Here is a 16,315-nt window from a genome sequence, read left to right as displayed (position 1 = left end):
GGCGGGCCTAAGGCTGATTTCATGAGCACGTTAACGAACCGACACTCCGAAATGTCCCCCGGCGGCCATGCCCGGGCGATTGCCGTTCTTGGCCTGCCGCTGATCGGCGGCCATGTGGCGCAGTTTGCCATCGGCCTCACCGATACGGTGATGCTGGGCTGGTACGGGGTGGAGGAGTTGGCGGCGGTGACGCTGGGCTCGACCTATTTCTTTTCGATCTTCCTCCTGGGGTCCGGCTTTGCCTTTGCGGTGATGCCGATGGTGGCGGCGGCGGCCGGCGCTGGCGAGGAGCGGCAGATCCGCCGCTCCACCCGGATGGGGCTGTGGCTGTCGCTGGCCTATGGCGCGCTGGCGATGCCCTTGCTGTGGTGGTCGGAGCCGATCCTGCTTTTGCTGGGGCAAGAGCCGCAGGTGGCCCATGCGGCGGCAGAGTATCTGCGGATCGCCGGCTGGGCGGTCTTTCCGGCGCTGTTGTACATGGTCGCCAAATCCTATCTGGCGGCGCTGGAGCGGACCCAGATCGTGCTGTGGCTATCGGTGATCGGGGCGGTGCTGAATGCGCTGGTGAACTATGCGCTGATTTTCGGCAACTGGGGCGCGCCGGAGCTGGGGATTACCGGGGCGGCGATTGCCTCCCTGGTGACCAACGGGGTGTCCTTTGCGCTGGTGCTGGCCTATGCGCTGAAAGCGCTGCCGGAGCATGAACTGCTGAAGAACTTCCAGCGGCCCGACTGGGAGATGCTGGCCCGGGTGTTCCGGATGGGGGCGCCGATTGGCCTCACGACGCTGAGCGAGAGCAGCCTGTTTGCGGCCTCGGCGATGATGATGGGCTGGCTGGGCACGGTGCCGCTGGCGGCGCATGGGATTGCGATCTCGCTGGCGGGGCTGACGTTCATGGTGCATCTGGGGCTGTCCAATGCCGCCACCATTCGCGCGGGCAATGCCTTTGGCCGCGGCGACCGGGCGCATATGGCGCGCGGCGGCAAGGTGGTGACGGTGATGTCGCTGGGGGTTTCGGTGGTGGGGATCACCCTGTTCCTGGCCATCCCCGGCCCGCTGATGTCGCTGTTCCTGGACCCGGCCGACCCGCAGAAGGATCAGATCCTGCTGATCGGCGGGGGCCTGCTGGCGGCGGCGGCGCTGTTTCAGATGATGGACGGGATGCAGGCGGTTGCGCTGGGCCTGCTGCGCGGGGTGCAGGACACCGGCGTGCCGATGGTGATTGCGGTGCTCAGCTATTGGGCAGTGGGCATCCCGGCCTCTTATGTCATGGGGTTCGTGCTTGGCTGGGGCGGCGCCGGCGTCTGGATGGGGCTGGTTGCGGGGCTTACCGCAGCGGGGCTGTTCCTGATGAAGCGGTTTTGGGGGCAGTCGATCAAACGGGTGGGGGCGAAGCCCGCGTAAGCCGGGCAGGGCCGGTCAGTCCTCCCCGGTGCCGCGCCCCATGATGTGGATGGGGGAGAACGCGCCCAGGATCAGGCGGCGGTGGTCAAAGGGGATTTCGACCGGGATGTCAAACCGGGTGTCCTTGGCGATCCGGGCCTCGGCCTCTTCCATGTCTTCCCGGCTGGGCCAGACCTGCCAGCAAAAGACGATCCGCTCCCCCGGGCGGGCGGCGACGGCGCGGCGGAAATCGGTGTTCTCGCCGTCCGGCACGTTGTCCTCCCAGGAATCGACAGACTCGAGACAGCCGTATTCCCGGAACAGCTTGGCACTGGTTTTCGCCCAGGCCCTGTAGGCTTCGAAGTTTTCTTCCGGCACGGGGATCACGAATCCGGCGACATACATGGCGGCCCTCCCAAGGATCGGCCGGGGCGCGGCCCGGCCTGGGCGAGTGTGGCACGGGGCGGCCGTTCGCTCCAGTCTCTTGCTGCGCGCCGCGGCGCGGGGTTGACCGTCTGGCACCCTGCGGGCAGGGTTCTGGAACAGCCTGATTTTCAACCGGAAAGCCCCTTGCCCATGATGACCGACGACGACAAGCGCCTGCTGCGGATTGCCTATGAGGAAGCCAAGGCGGGATTTGACGAGGGCGGCTGCCCGATCGGCTCGGTGCTGGCGCGCGGCGGCCAGGTGGTGGCGCAGGGGCGCAATCAGCGGGTGCAGATGGGCGACCCGATTGCGCATGGCGAGATGGATGCGCTGCGCAAGGCGGGGCGGCAGACGTCCTATCGCGATACGGTGCTTTATACCTCGCTGTCGCCCTGCATGATGTGCAGCGGCACCATCGTGCAGTTCGGCATTCCGCGGGTGGTGATCGGCGACACGCAGAACTTTGGCGGCAATGAAGAATTCCTGCGCTCCCGCGGTGTCGAGGTGGTGATCGCCGAAGACCCGGACTGCATCGCGCTGATGCAGCGGTTCATCCGCGAAAAGCCGGAGCTGTGGGCGGAAGACATCGCCGAATAGGGGCGCCGGAGAGGGGCAGGGCGGTCAGAACCAGTAATAGGGCACGTGGTAGTGATCGTAGATGCTTTCCTCGTGCTTGCGGTCGCGGTGCCAGCCCTCGTATTGCGCCGGGGCGCTTTTCAGCTGGTCCGGGGTGATGCTGGTGCGGAACCCGTCCAGGCCGCTGTCGTATGAAAGCGCCCCCCACGGGATCACGAATTCCCGTTCGCCAAGGCCCAGGAAGCCGCCGAAGGTCATGATCGCGTAAACGGCCTTGCCAGAGGACTTGTCGATCATCAGGTGATCAATGGTGCCCGCCTTCTCGCCGGTCTTGTCGTAGACCGCGGTGCCGGTGACGTCATTTGTCGAGACGAGGCTGCCGCCAGAGCCGTGTTGAGCCTGTTGCATGGTCTTGCTCCTGTTTCCCGTGTGGACAGAGAAACAACGTCCCGGCTGGCCGATTGTTCCGGTGCCGGGCGGGCGGGCCGGGCGGCGCGAAGTCCCTTGCCTGGCCTGCGTCGGGGGCGGCAGCAGGCCAGGCGGAGCGGTTCAGGCGGTTACCGGGTGATGTGCGACAGCAGGTCCGGATTGGTCACCAGATTGCGCACGCCGTGCGCGTGGTCCTCGTCAAAGATATTGCCGTCCAGCCATTTCCAGACCGAATGGATGTTCACCTTGGCAACCTTGGGGCGCACGCTCCAGGTCACCTGAAAGGGGGAGCCAGCCTCGTTATAGCCGGGGCCGGTGGTGGAGCCTGCATATTGCAGCGGAGTGCCGGTGGTGCTGGGAATATTGACGGCCTGATGCAGCCCGTTGGCCATGCCGGGTTCGGCCAGCACGGCGAAATCAAGCGCGGCGTCATCGTTCACCAGCACAAACACCTGCGCCTCCACCCTCAGCTGGGGGTTCTTGATGGCATCGCTGAGGCAGGCGCCGAGCGTGGGGCCGGGCTGCACTTGGGCTGTGGAGTGGACGTAATGCACCTCGATCGTGTCGCCGGGCTGCAGGCCGCCATGGGCGGAGGCGCTGATCGGGTGATCCAGCGCGGCGGTTTCTGCCGCGGTCAGCGTGCCGTCGTATGTGTAGCCGGTGCCGTGGCCCTGGCCGTCGCCATTGCCGGCATAGGTGGTGAATTCACCGCCGCGGTGTTCGGCGTTCTTGTGAAAGTGGATGTTACAGAGATTCATGGCGGTGGAGGGCGGGGCCGGTTCAAAGCTGCGGCTGTTGGCGCCGGAAGCGGCATCAATGTCGCGCGGGGATTGCGGGCCGAAGCCCGCGCCTTTGGTCCGGGCAGCAAGCGCAGCGCGCTGCGCCGCGATCACGTCATCAGCAACCGGGGCCGCATCAACCGCATAAGCGGCGGTGCTGGTGAGCAAAGCGGAGGCGGTTGCGGCGGCCAGGGCCAGAGTCACTTTTTGCATGGGGGATCCTGTTGTAACTGAAAACCAGAGAAATTGCGCCGGGGTGCCGCCGCAGGTGCCGTTCCCGGCTGCCAGGGCGGCAGCGGCATTGGTGTGATAATTAAGTTGTGTTTAAGGATTATTAATATCGCATAGGTTGATTTCGCCACGCTTTTCCTGCGGCGGCGCTGTGGTAAGCTACAGGGGGAGCAAGATTGCCGCCGGCAGGGAGGCGCCAGCATGGCACGACGCCATTTCATCAGCACGCGGTGGCCGGGTCTGCGGCAGGTCCTGCTGCTGGCGCTGCTGGCCTGCCTGTTGCCGGCTGCTGTGCCCGCGCAGACCAGCCCCGTGCCGCCGCGGGCCGGGCTGATGTGGAACCGCACCGGGCTGCCCGCTGTGTTTCCCTTGCAAGTGAAGACGCCGGCGGGGGCGGATTATTACCTCACCCTCAGCGATGCAGAGACCGGCGCGGCGGCGCTGGCGGCCTATATCGAGGGCGGCGCATTCTTCAAGGTGCTGGTGCCGCCGGGACGCTATGTGCTGCGGTTTGCCAGCGGCGAACGCTGGCAGGGCGAGGACCGGCTGTTCGGGCCGGGTGCGCAAACACAGCGGTTTGAGCTGCCGCGGGTGCTTGAGTTTGCCATCCGCGGGGCTGGCATCAAGGCCGGTCACGCCGTCACCCTGTTCCGTCAGCAACCGGGCGGCGGGCTGGAGGCGGCGGTGGCGGCCCAGCACATTTGCCAAATCGCCAGCGTGGAGGGCGCGGAGCCGCAGCCTGTGCCTGCAAGCGCCCGCCGCCTGTTCCGGCTGGGCGGCGATGCGCGGTCACGGGGCATACTGCATCTGCAGTGGCGGCTGCAACTGGGCGGCCCGCAGGCTGGAACGCCGCTGGAGCAATGGCAGCGCAGCCTGTTCTTGCTGGGGAACCCGCTGCTGCCGCCGCGTGCTTCGGGGCTGGACGGCCGGGACCGGCGGCCGCCGCCGGTGCGGTTCCGGTCTTACTCGGTGCGCTCGCTGTTTTGCGGCTGACCCGGCCGCGATGCGGGTGGCTTATTCGCCGCCGCGGGCCTTGATCAGCCGATCAGCCTTCTTGCGCACCAGCACGCTGCGCAGGTCGTGCATGGCCAGCAGCAGCGCATCGGTGATATCCTCCAGCTGCTCATCGGTGGCGCGGCTGTTGGCCCAGTGGGCGGTCAGGTTCAGATGGTCGATGGCCCGGTGGATATCGTCGGTATCGCGGGCGGCGAGGGTGGCGGCGCGGGCCGCCATCCAGGACTTGATCTCGGCCATGTCCTGATCGCTGAGCTGGCGCTGGCCGTGCGGCTTGATCTCGCCGTTGCGGATGTTCACAACGGCGATCTGGTCCATCTCGATCCGCCGCTGGCGGTTTTCGGTGTCGACGCGGAAGACAAAAGCGCCGTTCTCGCGGACGCGGAAATAATACTCCGGCAGATCGGCGCTCATGCCTTGTCTCCTGTCAGGCCAGCGCGGCGCAGAAGGTCTGGATGCGGCGGCAGGCCTCCTCCAGCGCTGCGTCCGAGGTGGCGTAGCTGACGCGGAAGTTCGGCGACAGGCCGAAGGCCGCACCAAAGACCACGGCGACATCGGCCTCTTCCAGCAGGGCGGTGGCAAAATCCTCGTCGGTTTCGATCACCTTGCCCGCGGGCGTGGTCTTGCCGATCAGCCCGGCGATGGAGGGGTAGACGTAGAACGCGCCTTCCGGCGTGGGGCAGGAGATGCCGTCGATTTCATTCAGCATCGACACCACCAGATCGCGGCGGCGGACGAACATTTCGTTGTTGGGCGCCAGGAAGTCCTGGGTGCCGTTGAGCGCCTCCACCGCGGCCCATTGGCTGACCGAGCAGGGGTTGGAGGTGGACTGCGACTGCACCTTGCGCATGGCTGCGATCAGCTTTTCCGGGCCTGCGGCATAGCCGATCCGCCAGCCGGTCATCGCATAGGCCTTGGAGACACCGTTGCAGGTGAGGGTGCGGTCATAGAGCTGCGGTTCCACCTGGGCGGGGGTGCAGAATTCGAACCCGTCATAGGCCAGATGCTCATACATGTCGTCGGTCATCACCCAGACATGCGGGTGGCGCAGCAGCACGTCTGTCAGCGCCTTCAGCTCCTCCCGGCTGTAGCCCGCGCCGGTGGGGTTGGAGGGGGAGTTGAAGATGAGCCATTTGGTCTTGGGGGTGATCGCCGCCTCCAGCTGATCCGCGGTCAGCTTGAAATTGGTCTGCAGCGAGGTCTCGGCAATCACCGGCGTGCCGCCCGCCAGCAGCACCATGTCGGGGTAGGAAACCCAGTAAGGGGCGGGAATCACCACCTCGTCGCCGTCGTTCAGGGTGGCCATCAGGGCGTTGTACAGCGTCTGCTTGCCGCCGGTGCCGACCGAGACCTGCGCCGGCGTGTAGTCCAGCCCGTGATCGCGCTTCATCTTGGCGCAGACCGCCTGTTTCAGCTCTGCGATGCCGTCGGGGGCGGTGTATTTGGTCTTGCCCGCGGCGATGGCGGCGACGGCCGCGTCCTTGATGTTTTGCGGCGTGTCAAAGTCCGGCTCGCCGGCGCTGAGGCCGATGACGTCGCGTCCGGCGGCCTTCAGCTCGGCCGCCTTGGCCGTCATCGCAATGGTCGGTGACGGTTTGACGCGGGATAAGGTCTCGGACAGGAAAGACATGGTCTGCGGCCTCGGTTTGTATGTTGCTCGCAACTGTCATAGGGTGCGGCTGGACGGCGATCAAGCCGCGTTCAAACTGGATGAGGAGAACTGGCAATGACGGAGCAGACTACAGACTGGTACGGCCCGGACGCAGCGACATTTGGCGACCGCGTGGCGGCTGCACGGGAAGCTGCCGGAATGACCCAGGGCCAGCTTGCGCGCCGGCTTGGGATCAAGAAGTCCACGCTCAGCGCCTGGGAACGCGACCTGGCGGAGCCGCGCGCCAACAAGCTGACGATGCTGGCCGGCGTGTTGAACGTGTCGATGTCCTGGCTGCTGACCGGCGAGGGCGAAGGGATGTCGGAACCAGCGCCGCTGGAGCTGGAAGCGGGCGATTTCACAAGCATTCTGAACGAGTTGCGTGACCTGCGCAGCGAAATGCGCCAGAATGCGGAGCGGGCGGCGCGGCTGGAGAAGAAGCTGCGGACCCTGCTGCAGGTCAATGACGGCCAGACCACAGAAGTTGCCTGAGACCAGGATGCAGGAAGACCGGACCATCCGCCTGAAACGGCTGCAGATGCGCTCTATGCGCCGGGGTATCAAGGAAATGGATATCCTGCTGTCGGCCTTTGCAGCCGCCAATCTGGAGCAGATGGATCCTGCGCAGCTGGATCTTTATGACCAGCTGCTGCACGAAAACGACCAGGATCTGTACCAGTGGGTGACCGGCCAGGCGGAGCCGCAGGAGCGGTTCCGCGCACTGGTCGCGGACATAGCGCAAACGTACCAAAAATAATAAAATACCGGCTTAACCGATTTTTCGGGAATTGTTGGCATCTTACCTCAGAAGCAAATTCGAGTCGGAGATGCGAATGAGTATGGAATTGCCAATTAGCCGGACGGACCGCAAAGGTTTCATGACTGGCTACCTGGAGGCGCTGGCCCTTGTCGAGCGTCTCCACCGTCTGCTGCTGGATGTCATCAAGGACGAGTTTGAACGCGTCGGCGTGCTGGAAATCAACGCGGTTCAGGCGCTTTTGCTGTTCAACATCGGTGACAATGAGGTGACCGCCGGGGAATTGAAGACCCGCGGCTACTATCAGGGCAGCAATGTCAGCTACAACCTCAAGAAGCTGGTCGAGATGGGCTATATGCACCATCAGCGCTGCGAGATCGACCGCCGCTCGGTGCGGGTGCGGCTGACTCAGCGCGGCCGCGAGATCCGCGACATCGTGTCGGCGCTGTTCGCCCGCCATGCCGAAGGGCTGGAAGGCAAGAACGTGATCTCCTCGGAGGGGATCGAGGATATCACCGCCTCGCTGAAGCGGGTGGAGCGCTACTGGTCGGATCAGATCCGCTATATCTACTAAGGCGCTGGCCGGGCGATGATCCCGGTGGCGACGGGCCGTGAAATGCTGGCAAAGCACTGGCAGGCCAGAACCGGGCATGAGGGGAAACCGTGTTCCGGGTGTATTGAAGGGCAAAGCGCCGGGACCCGTGCGGGGCCGCGGCTGAAGGTTGCAGAAGTGACCGCCCTTGTTCCCGCGTGAGGGGTTTACCCTGCGGCGGCTTGTCCCGCTGAGGCGGAAATTTTTATTGGTTTGTGTTTTTCAGAAAACCGGAAGGCGGGATATTGCACCGCCGGGCACGGACAGCACCGGTCAGGCGCTGTGCCGGTTTTTTGCGTTGTGCCGGGCGGTACAGTCAAATGCGCAACCGGGGCCGCCCAGGCGCAGCTCCATCACGCTAACAGTTTTGACCGGACTGGATGCGTTGGCGGGCTGACTGTGCTGACCGGGCTGGCTGTGTAGGCGGACTGGGCTGACTGGGCTGGGGCTGCCTGCAGCGGACCGGGCGCTGGCCTGGGGCCTTGCCGGCAGGCAGGCAGTTCCGGTTCACTGCGGCCCCCGCGCGACCTGGCCTATGTCCGGGCTTACAGGATCACCTGATCGGAAAATTCCTGTTCGGCAACGCTTCGGATGAAGTCCGCGAGTTTCAGGAAGGCGGGCGGGCTGCCGCTGCCGCGGCGCCAGGCCAGGCCGGCCTGCCGGTAAAGCACCGGCTGCATCGGGATCACTGCGACATCGCCTTCGCCGCGCTTGACTTCGGAGCCGACATACAGCGCGGGCAGCAGCGTGACGCCCATGCCAAGCGAGACCATCTGGCGCAGGGCATCAAGGCTGGTGCCCTCGAAATCCTCGCGCAGGTTTGCCCCCGACGCCGCGCTGAGGTGCGAGACCTGGCGGCTCAGCGTGTAAGACGGGTTGAGGCTGAGCAGGTTCTCCCCGGCCAGATCCGCGGTCTTCACCCGCTTTTGGCCGGCCAGCGGGTGGTCCCGGGCCACAGCCAGGCTCAGCGGCTCCCGGAACAGGAAGGTGTGGCGGATGTCATCGCGCGGCACCGGCAGCTGGGTCAGGATCAGATCGTGCCGGCCCGCCAGCAGATCCTCCGTCAGCTCGCGCGGGGGGGCGTCGCGGATGACCAGCTTGAGGTCCGGGAAAGACTGATGCAGGCGCCGCAGCACCCGCGGCAGCAGGTAGGGGCCGATTGTCGGCGACGAACCGAGCCGCAGGGTGCCCTCCAGCTGGGCGCCGGAGGCTCCCGCGGTCTGGCTGAGCCGCTCCACATCCTGCAGGATCTTTTCGGCCTGGAGGGCGGTGTCCCGTCCTGCCGGCGTCAGGATCAGGCCGCTGCGCCGCCGTTCGATCAGGCGCGTGTCCAGGGCCTTCTCCAGCGCGGCGATCTGCAGGCTTAGGGAGGGCTGGCTGATGCCCAGCTGCCGCGCCGCATTGCGGTATTGCAGGGCTTTGCTGAGGACAGAGAAATAGCGCAGCTGGCGCAGGGTGATCTCCGGCATCTGGGGCCCTCCCTTGCGTTGGATAGGGAAAACCTATCTTTTTTCACAATACTATTGGCTTCTTAAAAGGCAATGGCAGCCCATCTTGAGTGTCAGGCGGCGGGGTGGTGTGCCGCCGGTACTTGAAAAAGGAGGCAATTGATGAAGAACAGTCCACGGGTAAAGGTTTTCTCGCTGCAGGTGAGGCTGGCCAAGCTGCGCCTGAAGCACCAGTCGCTGAAGGCGAAAATCGCCAAGGAGCTGAAACGCCCGTCGCCGTGCAGCATGATGCTGCAGGGGCTGAAGCGCCAGCGCCTGCGGACCAAGGACGAGATCATGCGCTGCCTGACCCAGCTGCGCCGCACCGGGCTGCCGGGCTTCACGCAGCAGCAGTCCGCATAGGGAGGCAGCGGTGATGTTTCAGTATACACATCCGCTGAGCGGTGCGGGCTTTATGCACAGCGCCGATCTGGACGATATGCGCGCGGCCCTGCTTGATGAGGAAGAAAAAGAGGACGACGACGGTCCTGATGGCGGCAGCCCCTTTATCGCCGGGCAGCGTTCGCAGGTGACGCTGACGTTCGGATCCCAGACCCGCCGGGCCTGAGGGGGCGGAGACACGCGCGCCGCGCGAAGCCGCCTGATCGCCCTCCGGTGCAAGCCGGAGGGCTGATTTCTTTTCAGCCGAACCGATCGAACGGGCCGCCGCCGGTCCGTACCGGACCCCGCGGCCTGCCGGCCCTTACCAGTGGCCGGTGTTTTCCATGCTGGCCCAAGGTTCTGCCGGGGCCAGCGACTCGCCGTTCTGCAGCAGTTCGATGGAGACGTTGTCGGGGGAGCGCACGAAGGCCATGTGCCCGTCGCGCGGCGGCCGGTTGATGGTGACGCCATTGTCCATCAGGTGCTGGCAGGTGGCATAGATATCGTCCACCCCATAGGCAAGATGGCCGAAATGGCGGCTGTCATCGGGCAGCGCGTCGTCGCCGTCCCAGTTGTAGGTCAGCTCCAGCGGGGTTTCCTCCTGGCCCGGCGGTGCCATGAAGATCAGGGTGAAGCGGCCCTGCTCGTTTTCCCAGCGCCGGGTCTCCTTGAGGCCCAGCAGCTCGTAGAAGGCCATGGATTTCTCCAGATCCTTCACCCGGACCATGGTGTGCAGATATTTGAGGGGCATGGGGGTCTCCTGTTATCGCTGTCAGGGACTTTAGCGGCGCGGCGCGGGAAGGCCAGCAAAAGCGCCGGGCGGTCTTAGAATTTTGACTCGATCCCCAGCGAGACGGAGAATTCCGAGCTGTCAAAGCGGCTGTGGTTGGAACTGCGCTTGCCGGCCCGGACCCGCAGCATTGGCGCAAAGCCGGCGTAGTCGTAGTCTTCGAAGAACAGGTTCAGGTCAGCATAGACGGAGCGGTCCTGGCGGCCGCCGGGGATGGGCTGCCAGTCACTGCCGTCATAGAAAATGTGGTCCGGGTAATCTGCGGCCCCCAAAATCAGGCCGGTGCTGATCCTGGCCGGGCCGACCAGCTGGCCGAAGGCATAGCCGACGTGAACGGTGGCGGTTTGGCCGCTGGAGTTCACGCTGTTTGCCCGGGTGTCGCGCAGGCCTAGCGTGAAGGTGAGGCTGTCGCCGTTTTCAAGCTTGCGCGACAGCGATGCCCCTAGGCCGAAGACATCGGCTGCCAGGCTGGCAAAACGCGGATCCAGGCGGTGTTCGGCGCTGCCGTTGAGAGTGAGGCGGCTGCGGGGCGAGAGGGCCCAGCTGCGGGCGGCAGACAGTTTCGCAAGGTTGTAGTTTCGTTGGCCGCCGTACCAGGAGGTGGCGGCGGTCAGGTCGGCCCGGGCGCTGCCGCCCTTGTCCGCAGGGCCGGCGGTGAAGGCGTGGCTGAGGGTGATCTCGCCATAGGTGGATCCGAATTCTGAATTCCGGGGGGCCGTGGTCCCGGTGCTGGCGGCAAGATCTGCCGCCTCTGCCTTGGCGCCGGAGGACAGGGCCACGCGCTGCACATAGAGGCGCCCGCTGAGCGTGGTCAGGCTGGCGTCGCTTTGGCGCAGGCGGCGGGTTATGCCGGCATCAAAGGTGCCAATGAGACCGGACAGGGCAACCGCCCGCGGCCCGAACCGGTTTTCATGCGACGACAGCCCGTCGATTTCCTGCGTCGCGGCATCGGAGCCGTTGTTCACATTGTTCGACGGTTTCAGCCCGCCGCTCAGCCGGAAGGACCAGGGGCTGATGCGGCGCAGCGCCTGATAGTCCTTGGCGATCAGCTCTTCGGCCTTTCTGTCGGGGGCGTAGACGGCGGTGCGGCGCAGCCAGTATTGCGACAGGAGCGGGCTGCCGCCCTGAAAGGCCAGCCGGGAGGCGAGCTGGGCCATCTGGTATTTGGTGGCGTCGTCGGGGGCAAAGCGGAAGGCGCGGGCGGCGGATTTGCGGCCCTTATCCGGCTGCCCGGCCTGCGCATAGGCGGCGGCCTGAAGGTGCCAGGCCAGGTGGTTCTTGCGGTCGGCCTGCAGCAGCGCCTCCGACACCCGCAGCGCCAGCTGGTGGTTGCCGGAATTCAAGGCATGCGCCGCAAGAACATGCCCCTGCTGGAGCGACAGGTGAGCCTGTTGCCGCCCGGCTTCCTGCGCCTGGGGCTGCGCCGAACACAGCCCCAGTCCTAGCAGCGCGGCGGCGGCTGCCTTCCGCATGGCTTAAGGTGTCGGCTGGTCGCAAAGCGGGTCGCTGCTGGCGCCCCCGCATTGGCCAAGCACAAACACGCCGTATTCCTCAATTTCCGGACCGTATTCGGTGATGTGGCCGGTTGCGTGGACACCACCGGCGACCGAAGCGGCATTCGTACCGGAGAAGACACCGCCATACTCGCCGACAGATTGCTGATTGATCGTTGCCAAGCCCGAGAACGTCCCGTCCGAAGCAATGGCAGTCGGCGCCAGTTCCAGATTTGTCGGGGACACTGAGCCGTCATCTCTGACGGCGCGGTTGTAGATCAGGCCATTGACGGCATTGTCAGCAAAGTCTGCGTTGATCAGCACGTCGCCAGTGATTTCGGCGGCTTGCGTCGGCAGCACGTCGGTTGGTGTGCCGGGCGTCACGGGCAGCAGGTCTTCGCCGCTGCCGGCAACATTCAAGAGACCGATGTAGGACCCTGCGTAGCTGACGAGTCCGCCGGACGGCTGATCTGTGGCGGGGGCGGAGTAAGCGCCGCTGCGGCCGTAGTTGGCGCCGGCGAAATAGTAGCCGAACTGACCGCCCGTCGCGACAACAACAGCATATCCGCCCTCGATCTCGCGCGCATAAGCGGTGGAGTGGCGGTCGAGAGAAGAATCCTGGACCGTGTAGGCCTCGTACCCGTCGCGGTCCAGTGACGGCTTGCGCACGTAGGTGGCGGAGAAGGGCGTTTCGTCCAAGCTGACGCCGGTCACGGTCAGGGTTTGGCTGGCGGGATTGTAGCTGACGCTGTCAAGATCGTTTGCAATAGCTTCCGGGATCGTGCCGGTGACGTCATCCGGATCTCCTGTCCCGGTGGTAAACGGGTTGCCCCCGCCGCACGCGGACAGCGCGGCCGCCGCCGCGATCCCTAGCCAAAAGCGCCTCATCTGCCTCTACCTCAATATCTTTATCGTTTTGCGCCACCTTCGGGCGCGGCCGCGGCAAAGTCAATTGAACACTGAGGATTCCGGCGCAACCGTGGCGGATGCGCTACCCGTATGTAGGCTTTGGCCCGGTTGTGCGGCGTATATGTTGTGGGGCGGACGCGCCCCGGCACGGATTTTTACCCTTGGCGGCTGGCGGTGCAGGGGGTATTCCGGGGCGTGATATTCAGGGCAAAGCCAGGGGGGGGCTCCATGCAGCAGTATCTGGATCAGCTGCGCCACATTCTGGACAATGGCGTGCCATCGGACGACCGCACCGGCACCGGCACGCTGAGCTGTTTCGGGATGCAGGCGCGCTACAGCCTGGCCGACGGGTTTCCGCTGGTTACCACCAAGAAGCTGCATCTGCGCTCCATCATCCATGAGCTGTTGTGGTTCCTGTCGGGCGACACCAACATCCGTTACCTGAAGGAAAACGGCGTTTCGATCTGGGATGAATGGGCGGATGAGAACGGCGATCTGGGTCCGGTTTACGGCCATCAGTGGCGCCGGTTTCCCAAGCTGGAGCTGGCGGAAGGCACCACCGGGGATGAGCCGCTTTACCGCGCCGGCAGCGTCGATCAGATCGCGGATCTGGTGGAGATGATCCGTAAAAGCCCCGACAGCCGCCGCTTGATCGTTTCGGCCTGGAATCCGGCGGACGTGCCGGACATGGCGCTGCCGCCCTGCCATACGCTGTGGCAGGTGCGGGTGGCGGGCGGCAAGATGCATTTGCAGCTGTACCAGCGCTCTGCCGACATGTTCCTGGGGGTACCGTTTTTTTCCGGCATAGCGGGGGTGGCAACCCGCTTATTGCACAGCTTTTTCAGGCCGTTGCGCGCAACCGTGGCTTAATAGCGCTATTGTGGCAGAATGAGCAGTAGCCCTGCGCGCGCTTTGCATTATGATCGAGGAAAGTGGCCGCAGTTATGAGCTGACGGCGGTAAAAGAAACGTTTGTGGAGGCGGAGTTATGCGGCATCCGGAGTATCAGTATCTGGACTTGATGGAGCGAGTTCTGGAGCACGGGGACGAGCGCATTGACAGAACCGGTGTTGGAACGCGTTCACTGTTCGGCGCGATGGTCCGGTTTGACCTGTCGGATGGAAGTGCTCCGATTCTGACGACCAAGCGCGTCTATTGGAAGACCGCCATCAAGGAAATGCTCTGGTTCTTAACTGGTGGAACCAACATTCAGCCCCTTCTGCGGGAGAACGTTCGAATTTGGACAGATTGGCCTCTAGCCGTCTATCGGCGCGAGACTGGTGAGCAAGTAACGCAAGAGGAATTTGAGCGAAGGGTTGTTGAAGACGATAGTTTCGCAACTCAATGGGGAGAACTCGGCCCCGTATATGGGAAACAGTGGCGGCGCTGGATGGGGGCTGACGGGCGTGAGCATGACCAGATTGAAGTGCTGATCCGGTCGCTGCGAGAAACTCCAGCAAGCCGTCGCATGCTCTTTCATGGATGGAATGTCGCCGAACTGGGAGAGATGGCGTTGCCGCCTTGTCATATGGTATACCAGTTCCATGTGACGTCTGATGGGCGGTTGGATTGCCTTTTATTCCAGAGGTCAGTCGATTTGCTGTTGGGCGCTGCCTTCAACTACGTAGGGGCTTCAGCACTCCTGCTCATGCTTGCGCAACAGGCGGGTCTTCGACCGGGCGAATTGGTCTGGTTTGGTGGTGATGTGCACCTCTATCGCAACCATTTTGATCAAGCTCGCGAGCAGCTCAAGCGTGAACCTCGCCCCTTGCCCAAAATTTCTCTGACTAGGCGGGCAGCTAGTATTGATGACTATCAGATTGAAGACTTTAAAGTGGAAGGGTACGATCCCCATCCCCACATAAAGGCTGAAGTGGCGGTGTAGGCTCGGAATGTCTGCAGAGGCTGGTTCCTCGAGAAAGTTTGAGGGTTCTCAGGGCAGACTATCCGAAGAAAAAGTTCGAGCCGTTCTTGAGGCGGATTATCAGTCCGGCTGTGTCGTAGAGTCACGAGGTGGCAAAATCAGCCGTAGTCATTATGCCAATGTACTTGGGTGTTCCAGGGCGGCATTGTGGCATTTTCTTTTTGTCTTCAGTGAGTATGAGCAAAAGCTCAGATTGAAAGTTGGAGAGCAGCGTTTGTCGGCTACAGAGCTGAAGCTCCGTAACCTTCTTGAGCAGGACTTTAAAGCTGGAAGAATTGTTCCTTCTAGAGGTGGAAAAATTAGCCGTCTCCACTACTCAGGCCTGCTCGGGTGCACCAAAAGTGCACTTACACGTCACATTTCTGTGTTTTCTGAGTACGAGCGCAAGCTAGAGTGGGGGGCTAGCCCACCTACTGGAAGTGCACGCGGTACAGTTTCAGAAGATGCACTTCGCGGGGTTCTTGACAAAGAACTCAACACTGAAGAAGGAATCGCTTCTCGCCGCGGGAAAATTATTAGGCGCCATTATGCGGCCCTGCTCGGGTGGTCTCCAGCAACAATGACCCAGTTTGTCTCTGTCTTCTCGGAGTCCGAGGCAAAGCTAGGTTTGAAAGCTAGTACTAGGATCGCGGGAAAATGCGGCCACCTTTCCGAAGAAAAACTCCGCGATCTTCTTGAGAGCGATTTTTCCTCAGGACGCATCGCTAGTTTCCGGGGAAAAGTCAGCCGCAAATATTATTCGGAAAAGCTAGGTTGCTCTCCATCCTCTCTGAACCGTTTCAAAGATGTTATCGACGAGTACAATCAGAAGATAGCTGCCCGCGAGATTGCAATTCTGGCCGAGAAGCTTCGCATGGTTCTTGAATCTGATCTCGCATTGGATTCCGTTGTCACGGGGAAAAGCGGAAAAGTCAATCGCAGTTACTATGCCAAGAAGATAGGTTGCTCCCCTTCGAAGTTGAGCGAGATTGACCTGCCCCCCGCAAAATCCCTCACCATGAAGTAGAGTCTGTCCAACCTATGTAGGAGCAGACGAATGCGTAAGAGCCGTTTCACCGAGGCGCAAATCATCGGGATGATCAAAGAGCAGGAAGCCGGGATGCCGACGGCGGAGGTGTGCCGCCGGCACGGCCTGAGCCCGGCAACCTTTTACAAGCTGAAGTCCAAGTATGGCGGCATGGAGGTATCGGAGGCCGCGCGGCTGAAGGCGCTGGAAGATGAGAATGCCAAGCTGAAGCGGCTGCTGGCAGACACGATGCTCGACAACGTGGTTTTGAAAGACCTGCTGGGAAAAAGCTGACGACACCGAAAGAGCGGCGAGAGGCAGCGCTCAATGCAATGCGGGATCATGACATCTCGCAGCGCAGGGCCTGCCGGCTTGTCGGTGTCGACCCCAAGACGGTCCGGCGCGAACGCCCGCCGGACCATCCTGAGATCCGCCAGGAGATGAAGGAGATCGCTGGCAAACGCCGCCGGTTCGGCTACCGGCGGATC

The 16,315-nt window shown here is 63.4% G+C and carries 19 protein-coding genes and 2 pseudogenes; 12 read left to right on the top strand and 9 right to left on the bottom strand.

Annotated features, from left to right (window positions below):
* Window positions 1-21: 21 nt before the first annotated feature.
* Window positions 22-1,404 carry an MATE family efflux transporter gene (locus PHA8399_RS08600; RefSeq protein WP_058285744.1) on the top strand — a complete coding sequence of 461 codons (1,383 nt, stop codon included), beginning with the start codon at window positions 22-24 and terminating at the stop codon, window positions 1,402-1,404.
* Window positions 1,405-1,419: 15 nt separating this feature from the next.
* Here the strand turns inward: PHA8399_RS08600 and PHA8399_RS08595 are convergent, their stop codons facing one another.
* Window positions 1,420-1,788: a DUF1428 domain-containing protein gene (locus PHA8399_RS08595; protein WP_058285743.1), complete on the bottom strand. Its 369-nt coding sequence runs from the start codon at window positions 1,786-1,788 to the stop codon at window positions 1,420-1,422.
* Window positions 1,789-1,959: 171 nt separating this feature from the next.
* Here PHA8399_RS08595 and PHA8399_RS08590 point away from each other — a divergent pair, with 171 nt between their 5' ends.
* Entirely contained in the window at window positions 1,960-2,406 is a 447-nt protein-coding gene (locus PHA8399_RS08590; protein ID WP_082649498.1) for a nucleoside deaminase, read from the top strand.
* A gap of 24 nt (window positions 2,407-2,430) precedes the next feature.
* Here the strand turns inward: PHA8399_RS08590 and PHA8399_RS08585 are convergent, their stop codons facing one another.
* Window positions 2,431-2,793 carry a PRC-barrel domain-containing protein gene (locus PHA8399_RS08585; RefSeq protein ID WP_058285742.1) on the bottom strand — a complete coding sequence of 121 codons (363 nt, stop codon included), beginning with the start codon at window positions 2,791-2,793 and terminating at the stop codon, window positions 2,431-2,433.
* A gap of 149 nt (window positions 2,794-2,942) precedes the next feature.
* Window positions 2,943-3,806 carry a delta-class carbonic anhydrase gene (locus PHA8399_RS08580; RefSeq protein WP_058285741.1) on the bottom strand — a complete coding sequence of 288 codons (864 nt, stop codon included), beginning with the start codon at window positions 3,804-3,806 and terminating at the stop codon, window positions 2,943-2,945.
* Window positions 3,807-4,025: 219 nt separating this feature from the next.
* On the opposite strand from PHA8399_RS08580, the gene PHA8399_RS08575 reads away from it, so the two are divergent.
* Window positions 4,026-4,817 carry a hypothetical protein gene (locus tag PHA8399_RS08575; protein WP_058285740.1) on the top strand — a complete coding sequence of 264 codons (792 nt, stop codon included), beginning with the start codon at window positions 4,026-4,028 and terminating at the stop codon, window positions 4,815-4,817.
* A 21-nt stretch (window positions 4,818-4,838) separates the two neighbouring features.
* On the opposite strand, the gene PHA8399_RS08570 is transcribed toward PHA8399_RS08575, so the two are convergent.
* Window positions 4,839-5,252, bottom strand: a complete 414-nt coding sequence (locus PHA8399_RS08570) for a hypothetical protein (protein WP_058285739.1) — start codon at window positions 5,250-5,252, stop codon at window positions 4,839-4,841.
* 13 nt (window positions 5,253-5,265) lie between these two features.
* The gene (locus PHA8399_RS08565) at window positions 5,266-6,468 is read right to left on the bottom strand and encodes a pyridoxal phosphate-dependent aminotransferase (protein ID WP_058285738.1); all 1,203 of its coding nucleotides are present in this window, start codon (window positions 6,466-6,468) and stop codon (window positions 5,266-5,268) included.
* A 96-nt stretch (window positions 6,469-6,564) separates the two neighbouring features.
* On the opposite strand from PHA8399_RS08565, the gene PHA8399_RS08560 reads away from it, so the two are divergent.
* The 3 genes from PHA8399_RS08560 to PHA8399_RS08550 all read left to right on the top strand — a co-directional run bounded on the left by PHA8399_RS08560 (window position 6,565) and on the right by PHA8399_RS08550 (window position 7,820).
* A complete protein-coding gene (locus PHA8399_RS08560; RefSeq protein WP_058285737.1) occupies window positions 6,565-6,981 on the top strand; it encodes a helix-turn-helix domain-containing protein in 417 nt (138 codons plus the stop codon).
* 7 nt (window positions 6,982-6,988) lie between these two features.
* Window positions 6,989-7,246: a succinate dehydrogenase assembly factor 2 gene (locus tag PHA8399_RS08555; protein WP_058285736.1), complete on the top strand. Its 258-nt coding sequence runs from the start codon at window positions 6,989-6,991 to the stop codon at window positions 7,244-7,246.
* 76 nt (window positions 7,247-7,322) lie between these two features.
* A complete protein-coding gene (locus PHA8399_RS08550; protein WP_375543687.1) occupies window positions 7,323-7,820 on the top strand; it encodes a MarR family winged helix-turn-helix transcriptional regulator in 498 nt (165 codons plus the stop codon).
* 563 nt (window positions 7,821-8,383) lie between these two features.
* On the opposite strand, the gene PHA8399_RS08545 is transcribed toward PHA8399_RS08550, so the two are convergent.
* Window positions 8,384-9,307, bottom strand: coding sequence for a hydrogen peroxide-inducible genes activator (locus tag PHA8399_RS08545; RefSeq protein ID WP_058285734.1), 924 nt, complete (start codon window positions 9,305-9,307; stop codon window positions 8,384-8,386).
* A 141-nt stretch (window positions 9,308-9,448) separates the two neighbouring features.
* Between PHA8399_RS08545 and PHA8399_RS08540 the strand changes: the two genes are divergently transcribed.
* Both PHA8399_RS08540 and PHA8399_RS08535 read left to right on the top strand, forming a co-directional pair.
* On the top strand, window positions 9,449-9,688 hold the full coding sequence (locus PHA8399_RS08540; protein ID WP_058285733.1) for a YdcH family protein: 240 nt from the start codon (window positions 9,449-9,451) through the stop codon (window positions 9,686-9,688).
* 13 nt (window positions 9,689-9,701) lie between these two features.
* The gene (locus PHA8399_RS08535; RefSeq protein ID WP_058285732.1) at window positions 9,702-9,893 is read left to right on the top strand and encodes a hypothetical protein; all 192 of its coding nucleotides are present in this window, start codon (window positions 9,702-9,704) and stop codon (window positions 9,891-9,893) included.
* Between the two features lie 135 nt (window positions 9,894-10,028).
* Here PHA8399_RS08535 and PHA8399_RS08530 read toward each other — a convergent pair whose 3' ends face one another.
* The 3 genes from PHA8399_RS08530 to PHA8399_RS08520 form a co-directional block, all read right to left on the bottom strand.
* The gene (locus tag PHA8399_RS08530; protein ID WP_008554058.1) at window positions 10,029-10,457 is read right to left on the bottom strand and encodes a VOC family protein; all 429 of its coding nucleotides are present in this window, start codon (window positions 10,455-10,457) and stop codon (window positions 10,029-10,031) included.
* 74 nt (window positions 10,458-10,531) lie between these two features.
* The gene (locus PHA8399_RS08525; protein ID WP_058285731.1) at window positions 10,532-11,968 is read right to left on the bottom strand and encodes a hypothetical protein; all 1,437 of its coding nucleotides are present in this window, start codon (window positions 11,966-11,968) and stop codon (window positions 10,532-10,534) included.
* 3 nt (window positions 11,969-11,971) lie between these two features.
* The gene (locus PHA8399_RS08520; RefSeq protein ID WP_058285730.1) at window positions 11,972-12,877 is read right to left on the bottom strand and encodes a hypothetical protein; all 906 of its coding nucleotides are present in this window, start codon (window positions 12,875-12,877) and stop codon (window positions 11,972-11,974) included.
* A 249-nt stretch (window positions 12,878-13,126) separates the two neighbouring features.
* On the opposite strand from PHA8399_RS08520, the pseudogene thyA (PHA8399_RS08515) reads away from it, so the two are divergent.
* From thyA (PHA8399_RS08515) to PHA8399_RS21930, 4 genes and pseudogenes are all read left to right on the top strand, one after another.
* Window positions 13,127-13,693, top strand: a pseudogene (gene thyA, locus PHA8399_RS08515) (thymidylate synthase); the annotation flags it as partial.
* A gap of 192 nt (window positions 13,694-13,885) precedes the next feature.
* Entirely contained in the window at window positions 13,886-14,782 is an 897-nt protein-coding gene (gene thyA / locus PHA8399_RS08510) for a thymidylate synthase (protein WP_058285729.1), read from the top strand.
* Between the two features lie 7 nt (window positions 14,783-14,789).
* Window positions 14,790-15,827 carry a hypothetical protein gene (locus PHA8399_RS22285; RefSeq protein ID WP_145977009.1) on the top strand — a complete coding sequence of 346 codons (1,038 nt, stop codon included), beginning with the start codon at window positions 14,790-14,792 and terminating at the stop codon, window positions 15,825-15,827.
* 30 nt (window positions 15,828-15,857) lie between these two features.
* Window positions 15,858-16,315 (top strand): annotated as a pseudogene (locus tag PHA8399_RS21930) (transposase); the annotation flags it as partial.

The organism is Leisingera aquaemixtae, from assembly GCF_001458395.1.
In the GTDB taxonomy this organism is placed as follows: domain Bacteria; phylum Pseudomonadota; class Alphaproteobacteria; order Rhodobacterales; family Rhodobacteraceae; genus Leisingera; species Leisingera aquaemixtae.
Note: the sequence above shows the minus strand (reverse complement) of the source record. Positions and strands in the feature narration are given on the sequence as shown.

What these genes read in the sequence shown, in the direction of transcription:
- PHA8399_RS08575 (WP_058285740.1), top strand. Translation starts at nt 4,026, where the DNA reads ATGGCACGACGCCATTTCATCAGCACGCGGTGGCCGGGTCTGCGGCAG.
- PHA8399_RS08565 (WP_058285738.1), bottom strand. Translation starts at nt 6,468, where the DNA reads ATGTCTTTCCTGTCCGAGACCTTATCCCGCGTCAAACCGTCACCGACC.
- PHA8399_RS08585 (WP_058285742.1), bottom strand. Translation starts at nt 2,793, where the DNA reads ATGCAACAGGCTCAACACGGCTCTGGCGGCAGCCTCGTCTCGACAAAT.
- PHA8399_RS22285 (WP_145977009.1), top strand. Translation starts at nt 14,790, where the DNA reads ATGTCTGCAGAGGCTGGTTCCTCGAGAAAGTTTGAGGGTTCTCAGGGC.
- PHA8399_RS08580 (WP_058285741.1), bottom strand. Translation starts at nt 3,806, where the DNA reads ATGCAAAAAGTGACTCTGGCCCTGGCCGCCGCAACCGCCTCCGCTTTG.
- PHA8399_RS08540 (WP_058285733.1), top strand. Translation starts at nt 9,449, where the DNA reads ATGAAGAACAGTCCACGGGTAAAGGTTTTCTCGCTGCAGGTGAGGCTG.
- PHA8399_RS08545 (WP_058285734.1), bottom strand. Translation starts at nt 9,307, where the DNA reads ATGCCGGAGATCACCCTGCGCCAGCTGCGCTATTTCTCTGTCCTCAGC.
- PHA8399_RS08520 (WP_058285730.1), bottom strand. Translation starts at nt 12,877, where the DNA reads ATGAGGCGCTTTTGGCTAGGGATCGCGGCGGCGGCCGCGCTGTCCGCG.
- PHA8399_RS08555 (WP_058285736.1), top strand. Translation starts at nt 6,989, where the DNA reads ATGCAGGAAGACCGGACCATCCGCCTGAAACGGCTGCAGATGCGCTCT.
- thyA (WP_058285729.1), top strand. Translation starts at nt 13,886, where the DNA reads ATGCGGCATCCGGAGTATCAGTATCTGGACTTGATGGAGCGAGTTCTG.
- PHA8399_RS08550 (WP_375543687.1), top strand. Translation starts at nt 7,323, where the DNA reads ATGAGTATGGAATTGCCAATTAGCCGGACGGACCGCAAAGGTTTCATG.
- PHA8399_RS08535 (WP_058285732.1), top strand. Translation starts at nt 9,702, where the DNA reads ATGTTTCAGTATACACATCCGCTGAGCGGTGCGGGCTTTATGCACAGC.
- PHA8399_RS08560 (WP_058285737.1), top strand. Translation starts at nt 6,565, where the DNA reads ATGACGGAGCAGACTACAGACTGGTACGGCCCGGACGCAGCGACATTT.
- PHA8399_RS08570 (WP_058285739.1), bottom strand. Translation starts at nt 5,252, where the DNA reads ATGAGCGCCGATCTGCCGGAGTATTATTTCCGCGTCCGCGAGAACGGC.
- PHA8399_RS08530 (WP_008554058.1), bottom strand. Translation starts at nt 10,457, where the DNA reads ATGCCCCTCAAATATCTGCACACCATGGTCCGGGTGAAGGATCTGGAG.
- PHA8399_RS08590 (WP_082649498.1), top strand. Translation starts at nt 1,960, where the DNA reads ATGATGACCGACGACGACAAGCGCCTGCTGCGGATTGCCTATGAGGAA.
- PHA8399_RS08595 (WP_058285743.1), bottom strand. Translation starts at nt 1,788, where the DNA reads ATGTATGTCGCCGGATTCGTGATCCCCGTGCCGGAAGAAAACTTCGAA.
- PHA8399_RS08525 (WP_058285731.1), bottom strand. Translation starts at nt 11,968, where the DNA reads ATGCGGAAGGCAGCCGCCGCCGCGCTGCTAGGACTGGGGCTGTGTTCG.
- PHA8399_RS08600 (WP_058285744.1), top strand. Translation starts at nt 22, where the DNA reads ATGAGCACGTTAACGAACCGACACTCCGAAATGTCCCCCGGCGGCCAT.